Origin of the sequence: Streptomyces barkulensis, assembly GCF_002843305.1 — a bacterium.
GTDB lineage: Bacteria > Actinomycetota > Actinomycetes > Streptomycetales > Streptomycetaceae > Streptomyces > Streptomyces barkulensis.
Window position 1 is genome coordinate 56,577 of the sequence record NZ_PGSG01000088.1, and the last position, 19,557, is coordinate 76,133.

General features: G+C 74.3%; 17 protein-coding genes. 12 read left to right on the forward strand and 5 right to left on the reverse strand.

The features are described from left to right. Window positions 1-12: 12 nt before the first annotated feature. From CUT83_RS16740 to CUT83_RS16755, 4 genes are all read right to left on the reverse strand, one after another. On the reverse strand, window positions 13-2,817 hold the full coding sequence (locus tag CUT83_RS16740) for a DUF6493 family protein (protein WP_143688574.1): 2,805 nt from the start codon (window positions 2,815-2,817) through the stop codon (window positions 13-15). Between the two features lie 77 nt (window positions 2,818-2,894). Continuing rightward, entirely contained in the window at window positions 2,895-4,298 is a 1,404-nt protein-coding gene (locus CUT83_RS16745; protein ID WP_101256652.1) for an SWIM zinc finger family protein, read from the reverse strand. Between the two features lie 59 nt (window positions 4,299-4,357). Next, a complete protein-coding gene (locus tag CUT83_RS16750; protein ID WP_101256653.1) occupies window positions 4,358-4,564 on the reverse strand; it encodes a DUF397 domain-containing protein in 207 nt (68 codons plus the stop codon). After that, entirely contained in the window at window positions 4,561-5,448 is an 888-nt protein-coding gene (locus CUT83_RS16755; protein ID WP_101256751.1) for a helix-turn-helix domain-containing protein, read from the reverse strand. The genes CUT83_RS16750 and CUT83_RS16755 overlap by 4 nt, the downstream gene beginning before the upstream one ends. 520 nt (window positions 5,449-5,968) lie before the next feature. Here CUT83_RS16755 and CUT83_RS16760 point away from each other — a divergent pair. From CUT83_RS16760 to CUT83_RS16775, 4 genes are all read left to right on the forward strand, one after another. After that, window positions 5,969-8,182, forward strand: coding sequence for an RNA degradosome polyphosphate kinase (locus CUT83_RS16760; protein WP_165869403.1), 2,214 nt, complete (start codon window positions 5,969-5,971; stop codon window positions 8,180-8,182). Beyond that, window positions 8,166-9,404, forward strand: a complete 1,239-nt coding sequence (locus CUT83_RS16765; RefSeq protein ID WP_101256655.1) for a CHAD domain-containing protein — start codon at window positions 8,166-8,168, stop codon at window positions 9,402-9,404. Before CUT83_RS16760 ends, CUT83_RS16765 begins: the two co-directional genes overlap by 17 nt. Before the next feature lie 185 nt (window positions 9,405-9,589). Beyond that, a complete protein-coding gene (locus CUT83_RS16770; protein WP_420882397.1) occupies window positions 9,590-10,003 on the forward strand; it encodes an NUDIX hydrolase in 414 nt (137 codons plus the stop codon). Between the two features lie 154 nt (window positions 10,004-10,157). After that, a complete protein-coding gene (locus tag CUT83_RS16775) occupies window positions 10,158-10,580 on the forward strand; it encodes an Hsp20/alpha crystallin family protein (protein ID WP_101256657.1) in 423 nt (140 codons plus the stop codon). Window positions 10,581-10,625: 45 nt separating this feature from the next. Here CUT83_RS16775 and CUT83_RS16780 read toward each other — a convergent pair whose 3' ends face one another. After that, the gene (locus tag CUT83_RS16780; protein ID WP_101256658.1) at window positions 10,626-11,453 is read right to left on the reverse strand and encodes a class I SAM-dependent methyltransferase; all 828 of its coding nucleotides are present in this window, start codon (window positions 11,451-11,453) and stop codon (window positions 10,626-10,628) included. Window positions 11,454-11,654: 201 nt separating this feature from the next. Between CUT83_RS16780 and mshA the strand changes: the two genes are divergently transcribed. The 8 genes from mshA to CUT83_RS16820 all read left to right on the forward strand — a co-directional run bounded on the left by mshA (window position 11,655) and on the right by CUT83_RS16820 (window position 19,556). Then, window positions 11,655-12,974, forward strand: a complete 1,320-nt coding sequence (gene mshA, locus CUT83_RS16785) for a D-inositol-3-phosphate glycosyltransferase (RefSeq protein WP_240957742.1) — start codon at window positions 11,655-11,657, stop codon at window positions 12,972-12,974. Next, on the forward strand, window positions 12,967-13,506 hold the full coding sequence (locus CUT83_RS16790; protein ID WP_101256659.1) for a type III secretion system chaperone family protein: 540 nt from the start codon (window positions 12,967-12,969) through the stop codon (window positions 13,504-13,506). Before mshA ends, CUT83_RS16790 begins: the two co-directional genes overlap by 8 nt. Before the next feature lie 244 nt (window positions 13,507-13,750). Further along, window positions 13,751-14,956 carry a substrate-binding domain-containing protein gene (locus CUT83_RS16795; RefSeq protein WP_101256660.1) on the forward strand — a complete coding sequence of 402 codons (1,206 nt, stop codon included), beginning with the start codon at window positions 13,751-13,753 and terminating at the stop codon, window positions 14,954-14,956. Between the two features lie 5 nt (window positions 14,957-14,961). Next, window positions 14,962-15,717 carry an ABC transporter ATP-binding protein gene (locus CUT83_RS16800; RefSeq protein ID WP_240957743.1) on the forward strand — a complete coding sequence of 252 codons (756 nt, stop codon included), beginning with the start codon at window positions 14,962-14,964 and terminating at the stop codon, window positions 15,715-15,717. Continuing rightward, window positions 15,714-16,577: an ABC transporter ATP-binding protein gene (locus CUT83_RS16805; RefSeq protein ID WP_101256661.1), complete on the forward strand. Its 864-nt coding sequence runs from the start codon at window positions 15,714-15,716 to the stop codon at window positions 16,575-16,577. Before CUT83_RS16800 ends, CUT83_RS16805 begins: the two co-directional genes overlap by 4 nt. Then, entirely contained in the window at window positions 16,574-17,446 is an 873-nt protein-coding gene (locus tag CUT83_RS16810; protein WP_101256662.1) for a branched-chain amino acid ABC transporter permease, read from the forward strand. The genes CUT83_RS16805 and CUT83_RS16810 overlap by 4 nt, the downstream gene beginning before the upstream one ends. Beyond that, window positions 17,443-18,615 carry a branched-chain amino acid ABC transporter permease gene (locus CUT83_RS16815; protein ID WP_101256663.1) on the forward strand — a complete coding sequence of 391 codons (1,173 nt, stop codon included), beginning with the start codon at window positions 17,443-17,445 and terminating at the stop codon, window positions 18,613-18,615. Before CUT83_RS16810 ends, CUT83_RS16815 begins: the two co-directional genes overlap by 4 nt. Further along, window positions 18,612-19,556 (forward strand): alpha/beta fold hydrolase, encoded by a 945-nt coding sequence (locus CUT83_RS16820; protein ID WP_101256664.1) that lies wholly within the window; start codon window positions 18,612-18,614, stop codon window positions 19,554-19,556. Before CUT83_RS16815 ends, CUT83_RS16820 begins: the two co-directional genes overlap by 4 nt. The last annotated feature ends 1 nt before the right edge of the window (window position 19,557 follow it).

Here is a 19,557-nt window from a genome sequence, read left to right on the forward strand (position 1 = left end):
CCGGGGACGGGCTCAGGCCGTCACGGGCGCCCCCAGTACGTCCCGCAGCCGGCGGGCCTCCTTCACCAGGCGGCCGCTCCCGCCCCGGTCGGCGGCCTGGGCCACCCCGCCGACCGGACCGCGCGCCCCGCAGGTCCCGGCGCACTCGGCGGCCAGCGCCAGCAGATCCGGCAGCCCCCGCACCGGCCCCCGCACCGGATCCGGCGCCGCCAGCATCCCCGGCAGCGCGGCGGCCAGCACCGCGAACACCGTGGCCGGAGCCCCGGCACGCACCGCCTCACGCAGCGACTCCAGCAGCCGGTTCGGCTTCACCGTCCCGGCCGCCACCGTCTCGGCCACGTCCCGGCCCAGCCGCGCCGCGTCCAGATCACCGCGCGCCGCCAGCACCAGCAGCGCGTCCACGGCCGCCGTGCGGTCCTCCGGATGCCGCGCGCCCAGGGTGTGCGCCAGCCCCAGGTGGACGGCCTCCCCCGCCTCGCCCCCGGCCTCGGCCAGCTCGGGCAGCCGGGCCGCGCCGCCGCGCAGGTCCTCGTCGCCGGTGGCGGCGAAGGTGGGCTGCAGATGCAGGGCGACCAGCTCGCGGTGGACGGGCAGGACGGACGGCCACAGGCGGGCACTGCCGGTCCAGGGCGTCTCGTCCCGCTTGCCGTCGGCGATGTACCGGCCCAGCAGCCGCTGGAAGGCCGGGCCGAGCGGGCAGGGCAGGGCCGCCGCCTCACGGGAGAGGCGCACCCGGACGACGGGGCTGCCGTAGCCGTGGACCCGGTACGTGGGCCGCGCGTCGCGGACCGGCTCGGGCAGTGACGGGCCACCCGCCTCCAGCCAGACGCGCACCCGCCGCCCCGCCTCGCCCCCCAGCCGTCCGGCGGCGGCCAGGACGTCAGGGCCGGCGGCGGACACGTCCAGCCGGAGCAGGGCCTGGTCCAGATCGCAGGAGCCGGGCACGGCGCCCGTCCGCCCGTACTCGGCCAGCCGGGCGACCAGTTCGGCCGGGTCGATCCGCCCGTCGGCGGTGGTGGGGGTGGCCAGCAGGAACGGCGGCGGGTCGTTCAGCACCCGCCACGCGGCCTCCAGCAGACGGGCCCCGAGGACCTCCCCGAAGGGCGTGAAGTCGCGTCCGCGCGGATACCACAAGGTCTGGGCGTCAGCCGCCGACGGCGGGGGAGGGGAGTCCTCGCCGCACAGCACCGCCGCCAGGTAACGGATGTGTCCCTGCCTCGGATCGCCCCACCAGCCGTTCTGCGTGTTCAAGGGGTGGTCGCGTATGACCGGCTCCAGCGCCCGCACCAGGCCGTCGCGGTCCCGGTGGGCGTGGCGGACCAGGCCGTCCAGGGCCCGCTCGAAGACGGCCGCGTCGGCACCGGAGGCGGCGGAGGGCCGGAACTGGGCCGCCCGCGCGGCGGCCAGGACGGCGCCGACCTCCTCGGCCACCTCGGTGGCGGTGGCGAGCGGCGGCGCCATCGGCGCCGGCCCGGGGACGGGCGGGAGGACGTCCTCCCAGCGGTCGGCGACCCCGTCGTCCGGCAGCTCCACCCCCAGCAGCCCGGCGGCGCGGGGACGCAGAACTGGGCTCAACGCCTGGGCCGCCCGGGCCAGTTCGGTACGCACCGCGTCCCCGGCGTACTTGAGGTGGCGGGCGATCAGGTTCAGCGCCCGCTCCTGGAGGGCGGTGTCCTCGTGGCCGAAGGCGTCGGCGGCTGCGAGCACCACCGCACCGGCCCGCTCCCGGTCGCGGCGGGCGGCGCCGTCCAGCCAGCTCAGCTGGGCGCGCACCAGTTTCTTCTCCGTCCGGAACAGCACCGCCCGGGAGGCCTGGGCCAACCGTTCGTCGTCCAGCCGCCCGTCCGCGTCCAGGGCGGCCAGCCGCTCCTGGGCGTGGGCCGCGACGGTGGAGGGCGCGTCGGGCAGCAGCCGCAGCAGGGTGGTGGCGCGGGCCGCGTACTCGTCGTCGGTGGGGGCGAGCCCTTTCAGGACGGAGAGGAAGCCGCGCAGTTCGGCCGGGCGTCCGCCGCGCAGCAGCCGGGACAGGCAGCCGTCGAGCAGGGCGGAACGCTCCAGCCGTCCCTCGGCGGCGAGCGCCGCCAGGGCCTTCGGCCAGGACGGCCCCTCCGTCTCCTGGACGGTGTCCCAGCCCTCCAGCACCGCACCGGCGCCCTCCACCTCGAACAGGCGTGGGAGGAGAGTGTCGAGGAACAGGTCGTCGCGCAGCCGCTCGGCAAGAGTGCCGCCCGGCGGGAGGCGCCGGTGCGGCTCCGGTGCGCCGCCGACCGTGCCGATTGCGCCGATCGCGGCGGACCAGCGGGCGGACCGCTGCGGCCATGTCCGCTCCAGCGCCCAGCCCAGGACGACCCCGTCGCCGGTCGGCATGGGGCAGCCGGACAGGGCGACCAGCCGTTCCACCAGGGCGTAGCGGGGCCAGTCCCAGGCGTCGCCCGGGCGGATGCGGTCGGCGAGGCGCCGGGCGACATCGCCCAGCCACTGTGCCGGGCGGCCGCCGAGAACGGTCATAAGGCCGGCGGCGTCGGACGGTTCGAGCATGCCCAGGTCGTCGTGCGCGAGCCAACCGGCGGCAGCGGCGGCCCCCGTGTGGCAGCCGGCACCCGCGATGACCAGCGCCCGCCTGCGCGGCCGGAACCACCGGTCCCACTCGTTGCGCAACCGTGCGCGCCACGCCTTCAGATGGGGAACGCAGGAGCGGCGCTGCCCGTCGGACAGGGCGGCGATCAGCTCGGGCAGCCGCTTCGGCTCGCCGTGCGCCACGGCGAGCAGCACCGCGCACGCGTCCCCGTCCAGCTCCCGCTCGGCAACCGCCAGCACCTCGCGCTCCCCGTCGGACAGATCGTCCGCGCGAGCCCGCCCGTGAGCCGGCCGGGCCGGGGCGCCTCCCGCGCCGATCACCGGGCACCCGCCGTGGTGGCGGCGGTGGTGGTGTCCCCGGCGTCCAGGGTGATGCGCACGGCCAGGGCGTGGCGGCACGGGCCGCGCCCGCCCCGGTAGCGGGCCCACCAGCGGCAGGTGCAGCTCAGCCCCTCGCCTCCGGCCCGCACCCGGTGGTCGTGGTCGCCGGCGGTGACGGTGAAGGTGCCGTCGGCCTCCGCGCGTACCGCACCGGCGGCCACCAGCTCGCGGGCGGCGCGCAGCCGGGGGTTGTGCCGCTCGGCCCGCCCGGCGTCGTAGGGCAGCTCGCGGTGGAAGTACGCCGCCTCGGCGGTGTCGTAGCCGATCCGCCCGGCGGTGCCCAGCACGGTCAGGGCGGCGCGCACCCGCTGCGGCGTCAGACCCGACCGCCGGGCCAGCTCCCCGACGTCCACACGCGGCTCCCAGGCCAGCAGCGCCGAGACCAGATCGGCGTCCTCGGCCGCCTCCTCACCGGACAGCGCCTCCAGCACCGCGCCCTCGCCCGAGAAGCCGCGCGCGGGATCGGGGGAGAGGGTGAGGGTGAGCCGCATCCCCGGCAGCAGCAGCTCCCAGGCGGAGGCCGCCGCGCCGCTCGCGGTCGTCGCGGGCGGCCCGTACAGGCGCAGCCCGGTGGCGTGGCGCAGCACCCGCAGCAGGGCCGAGAGCCGGTCCGGACCGGGCAGGCAGACGGCACCGGGCACGGGCCGGGTGGTCGGCCGCAGGGAGCGCCCGGCCTGCACCACCCAGAGGGCGGGCCCCGAACCCGGGCGGGTGCGCGGCAGGGAGCGCAGGAGGCGCACCGCCTCGGCGGCGGTGACCTCCGCGCGCAGGTCGAAGGCGGAGGCGATCACCTGGGTCTCGGCGAAGCCGCGCAGCCAGCGGTCCGGCAGCGGCACCTTCTTCTCCACCACCGGCCCGTCGAAGGTGGTCACCTCCAGCTCCTCCGGACCGACCCGCAGATGGAGGGGATCGGAGGGGCCCACCCGGACCAGCGCCTCACGCAGCGGGTTGTTGACGTCCACGTTGGTGGTGCCGTGGCCGATGTCGTCCCCGTCCAGGCCCTCGCCGAGGATGTCGAGACGGGCGTAGACGCCGCAGCAGCCGGAGAACGACTCGAACCGCAGCCGGTCGCCGCTGCCCGTCACCACCGGGTCGAGGGAGGCGGCCGCCAGGCGCTGGTGGTAGCGGGCCGAGGCCACGTCGGCGACGGACAGCAGCGCCGCGGCGGCGGCCTCGGGCGCGGTCACGAACCCGGAGAAGAACCGGGGATGCGCACTCGCCCCCGTCGGCGTCGCCCCGCCCGATGTCTCCAGCCCCAGCTCGGGCCCGCCCGCGCCGCCGCGCACGGACGAAGGCCGGAGATAGGTGTAGGTGTGCACCGCTGATGCCGTGGTCGTCATGGAACACGAACGTAGAGGCGACCTCTGACATTCAGTCCGAACGGCTGTGGACCACCCGGTCAGCGACCGGCGGCGTACGCGGTGAAGCCGGCCCACGCCTCCGGAGTGAACGCCAGCCGGGCTCCCCGTATGCGCTTGGAGTCGCGGACGTGGACCGTGCTGGGGGTGGCCGCGATCTCGACGCAGTCGGGTCCGTCGTTGGTGCTGTGGCTGCTCTTGGTCCACTTCAGCTCGGAGTCGTCTCCGGCGAAGGGGTTGAGGGTCATGTCATCTCTCCTAGCAGTTTCTCGATGAAGGCCAACGACTCACTCGGTGTGAGTGCCTGAGCACGGATCATCCCATAGCGCATCTCGAGGATCTGGACCTCTTTGGGATCGGAGATGATGCGGTTGGTGAGCTGAACTTCGTTCTGTGCGACCGCTGTTCCGTCCTTGAGCTTGAGAACCCGGAGCGATCCGCCGAGTCCAGCGTGCCCTTCGCTCTCCGTGGGCATTACCTGGATCCTGACGTGGCGCAGCCTGCCGACCTCCAGCAGGTGTTCGAGTTGACGCCGCTGCACCACTCTTCCCCCCAGTGGGCGTCGGAGGGTGCTCTCTTCCTGGACAAAGGTCAGCAGAGGAGCGGGACGCCGGTCGAAGACCTTCTGCCGGGCCAGCCGCGCGGCCACCAACTGTTCGAGTTCGTCCTCCTCGAAAGGAGGGAGTCGTAGGCCGAACAACGCGCGCGCGTACTCCTCTGTCTGTAGCAAACCGTGTACGACGGTGTTGATGTACGCGCCCAGCTCCACGGCCTCGGACTCCAGCTTGGCCAGATCGCGGACCTTCTTCGGGTACCGGGCCTCCTCCACGTCCTTCTTCATCGCGGCGAGCTTGCCGTCCGCGCCCATGACCCGGTCCGCCTTGGTCAGGAAGTCCGGGTGCGGCAGCCGCCTGGCGCGCTCGACGGCCGAGACCATGCCCAGGCTGTAGCCGATGGCGTCGCCCAGCTCCTGCTGCGTCAGGCCCGCTCCTTCTCGCCACAGCTTGATCTGGCGGCAGGTGGCCCGGACCGCCGGGCCGTAGTCGTCCTCCCAGTCCTCCTCCCAGGAAGCGCCGTCCGCGCCGTCCGTGGTGTGGTCCGAGCGGTCCCTGCCGCAGTTGTCCGTGCTCATGCGCACCATCCCCTCCGTCACGCCCGTGTCCAACGGGCCAGCCCCCGGCCCGTCACCCCGTACAGGCCGCACAGATCCGGCCCGTGATTGCACAGCGGCCGGTGTCCGGGGCACCGCCGGATCGCCGCCATCGGCCACAGTAGTGACGTATCGGTCACTATGGGTGATGAGAGTTCGAAAATCGCTCGAACGGGAAATTCCGCCTCGCTCGGCCCCGGCTCGTACCCCGCCCACCCCGCCCACCCCGCCCACCCCGCCCCGGCGGCACCCACCGCACACCGCCGTACACTCCCGGAGCACCGCCGCGACGGTTCGCCGGAGCGAATCGTTCCGGTGTCCGGCACCCGCGCGAAGTGCGGGGATCGCCTGACAGCCATGTCGACTTAACCGGCGATTCAAACTCGCTTGCGAGCATCGCGGAATGCAGCCCGTCGAGCCGAAGGCGTCGGCCCCGGGGCCACGCCCCGGGCCGCAGCTTCCCGACGCGCCGTTGCCTCTGGCGGCGCGGAACAATGGAGGAATGAGCCAGCCTGTCCAGCCCTCCGTCGGTTTCATCGCCGCCTCGCGCCCGCACGCCGTGGCCACGCCCCCGCACGGCCTGGATCCCGGCCTCGACGCCGACTCCGACGCCTACCGGGAGGGCGAGGACGCCGACGGGGCGGACGAGGAGCTGCCGCAGGGACGTTTCCTCGACCGGGAGCGAAGCTGGCTGGCCTTCAACGAGCGGGTGCTGGAGCTGGCCGAGGACCCCGCCACGCCGCTGCTGGAGCGGGCGAACTTCCTGGCCATCTTCGCCAGCAACCTCGACGAGTTCTTCATGGTGCGCGTCGCCGGCCTCAAGCGCCGCATCGCCACCGGGGTGGCCACCCGCTCCGCCTCCGGCCTCCAGCCGCGCGAGGTGCTGGAGCTGATCTGGAACCGCTCGCGCGAGCTCATGGCCCGGCACGCCGCCTGCTTCCAGCAGGACGTCCTGCCCGCCCTGGCCGACGAGGGCATCCACCTGGTGCGCTGGCCGGACCTCACGGAGAAGGAGCAGGCCCGCCTGTTCACCCTCTTCCGGCAGCAGATCTACCCCGTGCTGACCCCGCTGGCGGTGGACCCGGCACACCCCTTCCCCTACATCTCCGGGCTGTCGCTGAACCTGGCCGTGGTGGTGCGCAACCCGGTCAGCGGGCACAACCACTTCGCGCGGGTGAAGGTGCCGCCGCTGCTGTCCCGCTTCCTGGAGGCCTCCCCGCAGCGCTACGTGCCCATCGAGGACGTGATCGCGGCCCACCTGGAGGAGCTGTTCCCCGGGATGGAGGTCCTCGCCCACCACATGTTCCGGGTCACCCGCAACGAGGACCTGGAGGTGGAGGAGGACGACGCCGAGAACCTGCTGATGGCGCTGGAGAAGGAGCTGATGCGGCGCCGCTTCGGCCCGCCGGTGCGCCTGGAGGTCGAGGAGTCCATCGACCCGTACGTGCTGGACCTGCTGGTGCGCGAGCTGAAGGTTTCCGAGGCCGAGGTCTACCCGCTGCCCGGCCCGCTGGACCTCACCGGTCTGTTCGGGATCGCCTCGCTGGACAAACCGGAGCTGAAGTACCGCAAGTTCATCGCCGGCACCCACCGCGACCTGGCCGAGGTCGAGTCGGCCTCCGCGCCCGACGTCTTCGGGGCGCTGCGCGAGCGCGACGTGCTGCTGCACCACCCCTACGACTCCTTCTCCACCTCCGTGCAGCGCTTCCTGGAGCAGGCCGCCGCCGACCCGGACGTGCTGGCGATCAAGCAGACGCTGTACCGCACCTCCGGCGACTCCCCGATCGTGGACGCGCTGATAGACGCGGCCGAGTCCGGCAAGCAGGTGCTGGTGCTGGTGGAGATCAAGGCCCGCTTCGACGAGCAGGCCAACATCAAGTGGGCGCGGAAGCTGGAGGAGGCCGGCTGCCACGTCGTCTACGGCCTCGTCGGCCTCAAGACGCACTGCAAGCTGTCGCTGGTGGTGCGGCAGGAGGGCGAGACGCTGCGCCGCTACAGCCACGTCGGCACCGGCAACTACCACCCCAAGACCGCCCGCCTCTACGAGGACCTGGGTCTGCTGACGGCCGACCCGCAGGTCGGCGCCGACCTGTCCGACCTGTTCAACCGGCTGTCGGGCTACTCGCGCCGCACCACCTACCGCCGGCTGCTGGTCGCGCCCAGCTCACTGCGCGACGGACTGATCCAGCGCGTCAACCGCGAGATAGCCCACCACCGGGCCGGGCGGCCGGCGTACGTGCGGATCAAGGTCAACTCGATCGTCGACGAGGCGATCGTCGACTCCCTCTACCGCGCCTCCCGGGCCGGGGTGCCCGTGGACGTGTGGGTGCGCGGCATCTGCGCGGTACGGCCGGGGGTGGCGGGGCTGTCGGAGAACATCCGGGTGCGCAGCGTGCTGGGGCGCTTCCTGGAGCACTCCCGGGTCTTCGCCTTCGCGGGCGGGGGCGATCCGGAGGTGTGGATCGGCAGCGCCGACATGATGCACCGCAACCTCGACCGGCGTATCGAGGCGCTGGTACGTGTCACCGACCCCGGCCACCGGGCCGCCCTCGACCGGCTGCTGGAGACCGGCATGGCGGACACCACCGCCTCCTGGCACCTCGGCCCGGACGGCGAGTGGACGCGCCACGCAACCGACGCCGAGGGGCGGCCCCTGCGGAACGTCCAGGAAATGCTCATCGACGCCCGGAGGCGCCGACGTGGTCCAGCCACATGACCTGCCCCTCAACGCGGCCGACGGGGGAGGGGAGCCGTATCCGAAGACGCTCCCGGAGGTCCGCGAGGGCCCCGGCGAGGCGCTCTCGGATCTGGGGGAGGCCACGGCGGGCGAGGTGCTGGCCGAATACCTCCACCGGCAGGCCACCGGTTTCCTGCGCGGTCTGCGGCTGCACGAGGAGAGTGCGGGCAGCGCCGAGTCGGCGGCCGTCGCGGCCGAGGCCGTGCGGACGATGCGCCGCCGCGCCCGCCGTGTCGGCGCGGCACTGCGGGTCTACCGGCCGCTGACCGACACCGCCCGGGCCGACCAGCTCGGCTCCGAGCTGGCCTGGCTGTCGGGCGTGCTGGGGCGGGAGCGGGCGTACGAGGTGCGGCTGGAGAGGCTGCTGGGGGCGCTGCACCGGCTGTCGTCGGCGCCGTCGGGGACCGCGGGCGCCGACGGTTCCGCGGCCGGTTCCGCGACCACCGGCCCGCCCGCCCAGCGCGGCTCCTCCTCGTCCGGCGGCGGCCTGGGGATCGGCGCGGCCCGCGCCGGGGCGCTGCTGGAGCGGCAGCTCACCCTCGCCCGGACCCGCGCCCACTCCGCCGCCCTCCAGACGCTCGGCTCGGCCCGCTTCCACGCCGTGGCCGACGCGGTCGCCGTCCTGGCCTCCGAGGCGCCGCTGGCCGGCGAGGCCGCCGCCCGCCCCGCCGTGCACGTACTGCCGCCGCTGGCCGAGCTGGCCCACCGGCGGGCGGCGGAGGCGGTGGACGCGCTGCCGCTGACCCGGGCCCGCCAGTCGTACAACGGCGAGGCGTTCGCCCACACCCTCGTCGTGGACGGGGAGCTGGACGCGGCCTGGAATCAGGTGCGGCTGCTGGTGCGGCTGCGCCGTTACGCCCACGAGGTGCTGGGCGCCTGCGATCCCGCGCTGACCGCCGCGAGCCGGGCGCTGGACCGGCACCGGGACGCCGCCGAGGCCGCCTCGGCCGCCGCCGCCGCGGCCCGCACCCCCCGTATCGCCCCCGCCACCGCCTATGCGCTGGGGGTGCTCCACGCCGACCAGCGGCACGAGGTGGAGGCGGCTAGGTTCAGTTTCGGGAGGTTGTGGCGCCCGGCGGCCTCGGCCCAGCAGGCCCAGCAGGCCCAGCAGGCCCAGCAGGCCCGGCCGGCCGGGGCGGACCGGCAGGCGCCGGGTGCGGACGCCGCCCCGGTGGTCTCCGGCACGGAGTGGGGCCGCTGATGGGCGGCCCGGGGGCCGGCCCCGCGCCCGGCTCCGGTTCACGTTCCGGCCCCGGTTCACGTTCCGGCTCCGGTTCACGTTCCGGCTCCGGTTCACGTTCCGGCCCCGGTTCACGTTCCGGCTCCGGTTCACGTTCCGGCCCCGGTTCACGTTCCGGCTCCCGTACGATCCGCGCGGCCGGCTGTGTGCTGTGGCGCCGTACGCGCTCCGGCGCGGGGACGGGCGAAGGCGCCTGCGCCGGCGGGGCGGGCATCGAGATCGCGCTCGTCCACCGGCCCAAGTGGGACGACTGGTCGCATCCGAAGGGCAAGCTCAAGCCGGGCGAGGCGGCCCTGCCGGCGGCGGTGCGCGAGGTGCGCGAGGAGACCGGCATGTCCTGCACACCGGGCGCGGTGCTGCCCACCACGCACTACGAGACCGGCGGCCGGACCAAGGAGGTCCGCTACTGGGCGGCCGAGGCGACCGGCGGCGCCTTCACTCCCGGCGACGAGGTGGACCGGCTGCTGTGGCTGCCTCCGGAGGAGGCCCGGCGGCAGCTCACCCAGGAGCAGGACCGGCTGCTCGTCGACGCACTGCTGGCGGCCCTCCACCTCGACTGAGGCACGGCCCGGCCCTCTTGACCATTCCCGAACACCTGCTCTGAACTGCCCTTTCAACAGACTTGAGTCGCCACTTGTCAATTTTCCTTCCTGGAGTTATACAAGAGTCAGAGGGCATCACAGGACGCAGTGCCAGGGAAGGAGATGACCCGTGATGCTGATGCGTACCGACCCGTTCCGCGAGCTCGACCGCCTCACCGAGCAGCTGCTGGGCACCACGGCCCGCCCGGTCGGAATGCCGATGGACGCCTACCGCTCCGGTGACGACGTGGTGGTCCACTTCGACCTCCCCGGTGTCGACCCGGAGAACATCGACCTCGACGTCGAGCGCAACGTCCTGACCGTCCACGCCGAGCGCCGGTGGCTCGGGCCGGAGGACGCCGAGCGGATCGCCGCCGAACGGCCCACCGGCAAGTTCAGCCGGCAGCTGTTCCTCGGAGACACCCTCGACACCGAGCGGATCGACGCCTCGTACGACGCCGGTGTCCTGACGCTGCGCATCCCGGTGGCCGAGCAGGCCAAGCCGCGCAAGATCCAGGTCGGCGGCGGCTCCGGCAAGAAGCAGCTGACCGGCTGAGCGGCTGACCCCGCGGGGCTCCGAAGACCCCGGGGCCCCGTGTCCTCACATCCCCTTCCTGCCGCCGCCGCCCGGCGCCAGGGCCTCCCACCGCACGGTGACCTCGCCCTGGCGCCAGCGGCGCGGCCCGTCCACGACCGGCCAGCGGGCGGCGACCTCCCGCACCGAACGCATCCAGCGCTGTCGCGCGCCCAGCGCGGCGTACGGGGAGGCCGCCGCCCAGGCCCGGTCCATGTCGAGCAGGAAGGCGTGCACCGGCTCACCGGGCACATTGCGGTGGATGAGCGCCTTGGGCAGCCGTTCGGCCAGGTCGGAGGGAGCGCCCAGGGAGCCGAGCCGGGTCGCGAACGTCACCGTGCGCGGCCCCTCCGGGCCGATCGCCACCCACACGTGCCGCCGCCCGATCTCGTCGCACGTCCCCTCCACCAGCAGCCCGCCGGGCGCCAGGCGGGCGCGCAGCCGGTCCCAGACGGGGGCGACCTCCCGTTCGTCGTACTGCCGCAGCACGTTCGCGGCCCGGATCAGCACGGGCCGCCGCCCGTCCGGCAGCGGCACCTCGAAACCGCCGCGGGCGAAGACCAGGCCGGGACGCTCGTAGGGGCGGGCCGCCTCGACCCGCGCCGGATCGATCTCGATCCCGGTGACGCTCACGGACCCGCACTCCGCCCGCAGCCGCTCCAGCAGCTCGACGGCCGTCCAGGGCGCGGCGCCGTACCCCAGGTCCACGGCGACGGGGCCGTAAGGGCCGGCGGCGCGGCGCAGCGCGGGCCCGTGGACGGCGGCGATCCAGCGATCCATGCGCCGCAGCCGGTTCGGATTCGTCGTTCCCCGCGTGACGGCCCCCACGGGCCGCCCCGCCCCCTGCCTGCCCATGTCGGCAACCCTACGGTCCGCCGCGCACCGCCCGGCGCGGGCCCGGCCCCCGCCGCGCCCGCGTGTCAGGCCCGTGCGCCGTGCGTCGCGTCACGGTTTGGCAAAGCGGGCGGGCGCGGGAAGGGAACGGCCCCCGCCGGTGTTGACGACCCGAGAGAGCGGACGGCCGCTCGGCGTCCCATCCCGGAGGAGGCAGCGCAGGTGAGCCCGCATCCCACCAGGCTCGGTCGGCGGCTGCACCGGTTCACGCGACGGCCCCGCCGCGTGGCCATGCTCAGCGTCCACACCTCGCCGCTGCACCAGCCCGGCACCGGCGACGCCGGCGGCATGAACGTCTACATCGTGGAGCTGGCCAGGCAGCTCGCCGCCCAGGGCACCGAGGTGGAGATCTTCACCCGTGCCACCGCCGCGGCCCTCCCGCCCGCCGTCGAGCTCGCCCCCGGCGTACTGGTGCGGCACGTGGACGCCGGCCCCTACGAGGGGCTCGCCAAGGAGGACCTGCCCGCCCAGATGTGCGCCTTCACCCACGGCGTGATGCGCGCCTGGGCCCGCCACCGGCCCGGCCACTACGACCTGGTCCACTCCCACTACTGGCTCTCCGGCCACGTCGGCTGGCTCGCCGCCGAACGCTGGGGCGTCCCCCTGGTGCACGCCATGCACACCATGGCCAAGGTCAAGAACGCCGCCCTCGCCGAGGGCGACACCCCCGAGCCCGCCGCCCGCGTCATCGGCGAGACGCAGATAGTGCGGGCCGCCGACCGGCTCATCGCCAACACCGCCGAGGAGGCGGGCGAGCTGGTCCACCACTACGACGCCGACCCCGCCCGCACGGCCGTCGTCCACCCCGGCGTCAACCTCGACCGCTTCCGTCCCGCCGACGGCCGCGCCGCCGCCCGCGCCCGCCTGGGCCTGCCGCAGGACGCCTTCATACCCCTGTTCGCCGGGCGGATACAGCCGCTCAAGGCCCCCGACGTCCTGCTGCGCGCCACCAGGCTGCTGCTGGACGAGGACCCCTCCCTGCGCGAACGCCTCGTCGTCCCCGTCGTCGGCGGGCCCAGCGGCAGCGGGCTGGCCAAGCCCGAGCAGCTCCAGAAGCTCGCCGCCCGCCTCGGCATCACCGACGTGGTGCGCTTCCACCCGCCGGTGGGCCAGGAACTCCTCGCCGACTGGTACCGCGCGGCGAGCGTGCTGGTGATGCCCTCCCACAGCGAGTCCTTCGGGCTGGTCGCCGTCGAGGCGCAGGCATGCGGCACACCCGTCGTCGCCGCGTCCGTCGGCGGGCTGCCGGTGGCGGTGCGCGACGGGGTCAGCGGCTTCCTCGTCGACGGTCACGAGCCGGCCGGCTACGCGCGGGCGCTGCGGCACCTGGTCGACGGCCGTGAGCTGGCGGCCCGCATGGGAGAGGCCGCCGCCCGCCACGCGAGCGGCTTCGGCTGGGACACCGCCGCCGCCACCACCGCCGAGGTGTACGCCGAGGCGATGGCCGGACGCCGCCGTCACCTACGATCGGCCCATGGGTGACAAGCACGACAACAGCGGCGACAGCGACAGCGGCGGCGGCGACGCGACCGCGAAGGCCAGGGCCGCGATCGAGCGGACGCTGCGCGAGGCCGAGCTGAACTGGGAGAGTCCGTCCGACGGCAACTACGTCGTCACGCTGCCGGGCACCCGCAAGCTCTCCACGACCTGCTCCCTGATCGTCGGCAGGCACTCCCTGTCCGTCAACGCCTTCGTCGTCCGCCGCCCGGACGAGAACCACGCCGAGGTCCACCGCTGGCTGCTGGAGCGCAACACCCGCCTGTACGGGCTGGGTTACGCCCTCGACAGCCTCGGCGACGTCTATCTGGTGGGCAAGCTGCCGCTGCCGGCCGTCACCCCCGAGGAGGTGGACCGGCTGCTCGGCGTGGTCGTGGAGAACGCCGACGGGGCGTTCAACACCCTGCTGGAGATGGGCTTCGCCACCTCCATCCGCAAGGAGTACGCCTGGCGGACATCCCGCGGCGAGTCCACGCGCAACCTGGAGGCTTTCGCGCACCTGCTGCGCGACGAGTGAGCGGACGGGCGGGCAGGCGGAACGGCGGGCGGTAGACGGGGCGGGCGGGGCGGCGGGACCGCACCGCGCAGCCGGGAGGCCCCGGCGCACATGTGGCCAGAGCCCATGCGCCGGGGCCTTCCTGTGTACGGCACGGACATTGCCGGTGCATGCGCGTGGGGCGGACGCTGCCAGGCATCACCACCGCGAGCCGGCCACCCACCGGTGGCCGCCCGTACACGATCCGCCGAGGAGCCCTCCCGCCATGCGCAGACCCGCCATCACCTCCCTCGCCGCGGCAGCCGTGGCAGCCGCACTCGCCACCTCCTGCTCCAGCCCCGGCTCCACCGCCTCCGGCGACGGGGGAGCCAAGGAGGTCGAGGTCGCCCTGATCACCTCCACCAGTGGTCCGCTGGCCTCCTACGGCGAGCAGTACCTCCAGGGCTTCGAGGCGGGACTCGACCACGCCACCGGCGGCACGGGGAAGATCGACGGCGTCGAGATCAAGGTCAGCAGGTACGACGACGGCGGCGACCCCGCCAAGGGCGTCTCGCTGGCCAAGAAGAGCGCAGGCCAGGGTGTGCGGATCATCGCCGGCACGGCCGCCTCCGGCGTCGCCACCCAGATCGCGCCGGTCGCCGCGCAGAACAAGATCCTCTACATCTCCGGCCCCGCCGCCACCGACGCCCTCACCGGCGCCAACAAGTACACCTTCCGCTCCGGGCGCCAGACCTTCCAGGACGTGGCCACCGCCCAGCAGATCCTCATGAAGCAGGAGGACGGCGGGGGCGGCAAGGGGAAGAAGGTCGTCGTCCTCGCCCAGGACAACGCCTTCGGCCAGGCCAACGTCGCCGCCGTCGAGAGCGTGCTCGGCACCGGCGGCACCACCGTGGACTCCGTCCTCGCCCCGCCCAGCGCCACCGACCTCACCCCGACCGCCACCAAGGTCAAGGCCGCGAAGCCCGACATGGTCTTCGTCGCCTGGGCCGGCGACACCGCCCAGTCGATGTGGACCACCCTCGACCAGCAGGGCGTGCTCGACGCCGCCACCGTCGTCACCGGACTCGACAGCCGTGCCAGCTACCCCGTCTTCGGCAAGGCCCGCGACAAGGTCACCCTCCTGGCCCACTACGTGCCCGGAGCCATCGACAACCCCGAGGCGAAGGCCGTCGAGGAGTACTTCGGGAAGAAGGGCTGGAAGACCGACCTGTTCACCCCCGACGGCTTCAACGCCGCCCAGATGGTCGCCCAGGCCGTCCGCGAGGCCGGAGCCGACGGCGACACCGACGCCATGGTCGAGGCCCTGGAGGGCCACACCTTCGCGGGCGTCAAGGGCGAGAACACCGTCCGCGCGAGCGACCACGCCCTGCTCCAGCCCATGTTCCAGGCGGAGTTCGACGGCGACGCGCCGAAGGTGGTCCTCACCGTCGACGCGCAGGGGGTCGCCCCCACCGAGAAGAAGATCGGCTGACGGCCGTGACACCTGTCCTCGAACTGAGCGGACTGAGCTGGTCCGTCGGTGCGGCGACCATCGTCGACGGGATCGCGATGGCGGTGGAGGAAGGCGAGTTCGTCGCCGTCATCGGTCCCAACGGTGCCGGCAAGACCTCCCTGTTCAACCTCGTCTCCGGCATCACCCGCCCCACCGCGGGCACCGTCCGCCTGGACGGCGCCGACATCACCGGCCTGCCGCCCCACCGCCGCGCCCGCCGCGGGCTGGGCCGCACCTTCCAGTCCTCCTCCGTCTTCCCGACCATGACCGTCGCAGAGCACGTCGCCCTGGCCGCCCGCGCGGCCGGCGCGAAGCGGGTGCCGGAGGACGGGGAGGGCGTGCGGGCCGTACTGGAGCGCGTACGGCTCGCCCACCGCGCCGGCGACCTCGCCGGAGGCCTGTCCCACGGCGACAAGCGCAAGCTGGAGCTCGCCGTGCTCCTCGCCCCCACCCTCGCGCAGGGCGGCTCCCCGCCCGCCGGGCCCCGCCTGATGCTCCTGGACGAGCCCATGGCGGGCGTCGCGGCCGAGGAGGTCGGCGAGCTGACCGACGTCATCCGCACCCTCCACCGCACCGAGGGCCGCACCGTGCTGATGGTCGAGCACCACATGGACATCCTGCTCGGCCTCGCCGACCGGGTGGCCGTGATGCACCACGGCACCCTGCTGGCCACCGGCACCCCCGACGCGGTGATGGCCGACCCGACCGTCCAGGAGGCGTACGTGGGGGAGGAACTGTGAGCACGAGCCCCGAACCGACCCCCACGCCGAACCCCGCGCCGCAGCCCATCCTGTCCGTACGCGACCTGCGGGTGCGCATCGGCCAGTCCAGCATCCTCCAGGGCGTCGGCTTCGACGTCGCCCCCACCGGCACCACCGCCCTGCTGGGCCGCAACGGCGTCGGCAAGACCACCACCGTCCGCGCCGTGCTGGGCCTGCTGCCCGAGGAGGGCGAGGTCACCGGCGGCACCGTCCACCTGGACGGCGAGGACGTCACCGGCCACCGCACCCACACCGTGGTACGCCGCGGCGTCGGCTACGTGCCCGAGGACCGCGGGGTGTTCGGCTCCCTCACCGTCGCCGAGAACCTCACCCTCGCCGAACGCGCCGGCGGCCCCCACCACTACGACCTCGTCCACGACCTCTTCCCCGAGCTGAAGGCCCGGCGCGCGCAGCGGGCGGGCACCCTCTCCGGCGGCCAGCAGCAGATGGTCGCCCTCGCCCGCGCCCTGCTCAACGACAACCGCCTGGTCATCGTCGACGAGCCGACCAAGGGACTCGCGCCCCGCGTCGTCACCGAGGTCGCCGAGGTGCTCCAGCGCGCCGCCGAACGCGTCCCCGTGCTGCTCGTCGAACAGAACCTGGCCGTCGTACGCCGCCTGGCGCGCGACGCCGTGGTACTGGACGCGGGCCGCACCGTCCACACCGGCGACGCGGCCGCACTCCTCGCCGACCGCGAGCGCACCACGAGCCTGCTCGGCGTCGGCCGCCACGAGCGGCCGGAGCAGTCCGGACGATCCGGACAGGCCGAGGAGCGGCCCGAGGAGCGGCCCGAGGAGCGGGAACAGCGCGAGCACGCGACCAAGGAGACCACCCGATGAGCACGCTGGTCCTGCTCACCCTCACCGGACTGGGCCTGGGCGCCCTGTACTTCCTCATTGCCTCCGGCCTCGCCCTGATCTTCGGCCTGATGGACGTCCTCAACTTCGCCCACGGCGCCTTCCTCACCGTCTCGGCGTACGCGGCCTGGCGCACCGCCGAGACCGTCGGCGGCACGGGCGGCCTGGCGCTGGCCGCACTGGTCGGCACCGCCACCGGCGCGCTGCTGGCGATCGTCGTCGAACTCGTCCTCATCCGCCGCCTCTACGGCCGTCCCCGCGAGCAGATCCTGGTCACCGTCGGCCTCTCGCTGGCCGTCCCCGCGCTCGTCCAGGCCGTCTGGGGCGCGGACTCCCGCCCCTTCCCCGTCCCCGACGCGCTGTCGGGCACGGTCGGGGTGCTGGGCGCGCAGGTGCCGGTCAGCCGCTTCGTGCTGATCGCGGCGGCCCTCGCGGTACTGGCGGCCGTCAACCTCTTCCTGTCCCGCACCCGCTACGGACTGATCGTGCGGGCGGGCGTGGAGGACCGGGCGATGGTCACCGCCCTGGGCATCGACGTCACCCGCGCCTTCACCCTCGTCTTCGCCATCGGCGGCGCCCTCGCCGGGCTGGCGGGCGTCCTCGGCGGGCTCTACTTCGGCTCGCTCTCCCCCCACCAGGGCACCTCCCTGCTGGTGTTCGCCTTCGTCGTGGTGGTCATCGGCGGCATGGGCTCCATCCCCGGCGTGGCGCTCTCCGCGCTCGCCGTCGGCCTGGTGCAGCAGTACGCCAACTACTACGTCGACGGCTACGGCGACTTCGCCGTCGTCGTACTGCTCGCGGCCGTCGTCCTCGCCCGCCCCGCACCCCGACTCGCAGGAGGAGTCGCATGACAGCCTCCCCGGCCGCCAAGGCCGCCAAGGCAGCCCGGGCCGCCGCACCGCCCTCCTCCGGCGAGCGGCCCGCACCCACCACCGGACCCGCCGGGCCCGCCGGATCCGCTGCCCGGCCCGCCCGCCGGTGGTGGCGGGGGGTGGCCGCACCGGCCGCCGTACTGGTCGTCCTGGCCCTGCTGCCGTACTCCGCCCTGGAGATCCCGGTACTGCTCGACGGCCCGGTCAACTCGCCCGGATCACTCCAACTGCTGGCCCTGTGCCTGGTCTTCGGCGGCCTCGCCCTCGGCTACGACCTGATGTTCGGCCGCACCGGCCTGCTCTCCTTCGGCCACGCCCTCTACGTCGCCGGCGGCGCGTACGGCACCCAGCTCGCCATGACCGAACTGGGCCTGGGACTCCTCCCCGCCATCGGACTGGCCCTGGCCGGCGGCACGGCCGCCGCCGTCCTCCTGGGCGCCGTCTCGCTGCGCGGGCTGGCCCTGGGCGGCATCGGCTTCGCCATGGTCACCCTCGCCTTCGCCCAGGCCGGATCGATCTGGGTGCAGCGCAACCCGGGCGGCCTCACCGGCGGCGAGGAGGGCCTGCCGCTGCACACCGGCGCGGTGCCCGACGCGCTGGTCGGCGTGCAGAACACCGCCAACGTCTACTGGCTGGCCCTGGCCTATCTCGCCCTGACGGCCGCCGTGGTGTGGACGGCCGTGTCCCGGCCGGTCGGCAGGGTCTGGCAGGGCATTCGCGACAACGAGCAGCGGGTCTCCGTCCTCGGCTACGACCCGTTCCGCCACAAGCTCGGCGTCTTCGTCCTGGCCTCCGCCCTCGGCGTGCTGGGCGGCGCGATGCACCTGCTGGTCACGGCGGGCGCCACCCCGCGCTCCAGCACCCCGGAGTTCACCCTCACCCTGCTGGTGATGGTCGTCCTGGGCGGCAGCGGCACCCGCTGGGGCCCGCTGATCGGCGGCGTGCTGTTCACCTTCCTCGACCAGCGGCTCGCGGTGCTGGCGAGCTCGGACCTGGTGCACGGACTGCCGGGTATCCTGCGCGCGCCGCTGTCGGAGCCGATGGTCGTCCTCGGCACGCTGTTCGTGATCGCCGTGTACGCGGCGCCGGGCGGCATCGCGTCGATACGGCGCTCGCTGACCTGGCGGAGGGGAGAGGAGGCCCGATGACGGACCCGACGACGACCCGGCGCACCGGCCGCACCGGCCGCACCGGACGGACCGCGCAGGAGACGACCGTCCCGGTGCGCGGAGGGGAACTGGCCGTCTCCCGGTGGCCCGGCGCCGGGGATCCGGTGATCGCCCTGCACGGCATCACCGCCAACGGCCGCTCCTTCGCCGCCCTGGCCGCCGCCCTGGGCGAGGACACCCCGCTGTACGCCCCCGACCTGCGCGGCCGGGCACGCAGCGCCGCGCTCCCGGGGCCGTACGGGCTCGCCGCCCACACCGAGGACGTCATCGCCCTCCTGGACCACCTGGGACAGGAACGCGCGGTGCTGGTCGGCCACTCCATGGGCGCCTTCGTCGCCGCGCTGACGGCGGCCCGCCACCCGGACCGGATCGCGGGCGTGGTGCTGGTGGACGGCGGCGTGGGCTTCCCCGCCCCCGAGGGGACGGACATCGACGAACTGCTGGAGGCCGTGATCGGCCCGGCGATGCGGCGGCTGTCGATGACCTTCCCCGACCGGGAGGCGTACCGCGCCTTCTTCCGCGAGCACCCGGCCCTGGGCCCGCACTGGAACGACGGCGTCCAGGCCTACATCGACCGCGATCTGGTGGGACGGGAACCGGAACTGCGCAGCAGCTGCGCACTGGAGGCGGTACGCGCCGACGGGGCGGACGTCCTGGCCGACCCGGAGACCCTCGCGGCGGTACGGACCGCCGCCTCGACCGGGGTGCCCATGACCCTGCTGTGGGCCGAACGCGGCATGCTGGACGAGCCGCGGGGGCTGTACGACGAGAACCGCCTCGCCGCGGCCGGGCTTGCCCCCGGAGCCGGTTCCGGCGTGACCGTGCGGTGCGTGCCCGGCGCCAACCACTACTCCGTCCTCCTCACCCCCGACGCCACGGCGGCCGTCCGCAAGGCGCTGGACGCCGTACGGGCCGCCTGAC

Excerpts from the sequence above, each read along its gene's own strand:
- CUT83_RS16820 (WP_101256664.1), top strand. The coding sequence starts at position 18,612 with ATGACGGACCCGACGACGACCCGGCGCACCGGCCGCACCGGCCGCACC.
- CUT83_RS16810 (WP_101256662.1), top strand. The coding sequence starts at position 16,574 with ATGAGCACGCTGGTCCTGCTCACCCTCACCGGACTGGGCCTGGGCGCC.
- CUT83_RS16780 (WP_101256658.1), bottom strand. The coding sequence starts at position 11,453 with ATGGGCAGGCAGGGGGCGGGGCGGCCCGTGGGGGCCGTCACGCGGGGA.
- CUT83_RS16775 (WP_101256657.1), top strand. The coding sequence starts at position 10,158 with ATGCTGATGCGTACCGACCCGTTCCGCGAGCTCGACCGCCTCACCGAG.
- CUT83_RS16760 (WP_165869403.1), top strand. The coding sequence starts at position 5,969 with ATGAGCCAGCCTGTCCAGCCCTCCGTCGGTTTCATCGCCGCCTCGCGC.
- CUT83_RS16745 (WP_101256652.1), bottom strand. The coding sequence starts at position 4,298 with ATGACGACCACGGCATCAGCGGTGCACACCTACACCTATCTCCGGCCT.
- CUT83_RS16790 (WP_101256659.1), top strand. The coding sequence starts at position 12,967 with ATGGGTGACAAGCACGACAACAGCGGCGACAGCGACAGCGGCGGCGGC.
- CUT83_RS16815 (WP_101256663.1), top strand. The coding sequence starts at position 17,443 with ATGACAGCCTCCCCGGCCGCCAAGGCCGCCAAGGCAGCCCGGGCCGCC.
- CUT83_RS16755 (WP_101256751.1), bottom strand. The coding sequence starts at position 5,448 with ATGAGCACGGACAACTGCGGCAGGGACCGCTCGGACCACACCACGGAC.
- CUT83_RS16795 (WP_101256660.1), top strand. The coding sequence starts at position 13,751 with ATGCGCAGACCCGCCATCACCTCCCTCGCCGCGGCAGCCGTGGCAGCC.
- CUT83_RS16750 (WP_101256653.1), bottom strand. The coding sequence starts at position 4,564 with ATGACCCTCAACCCCTTCGCCGGAGACGACTCCGAGCTGAAGTGGACC.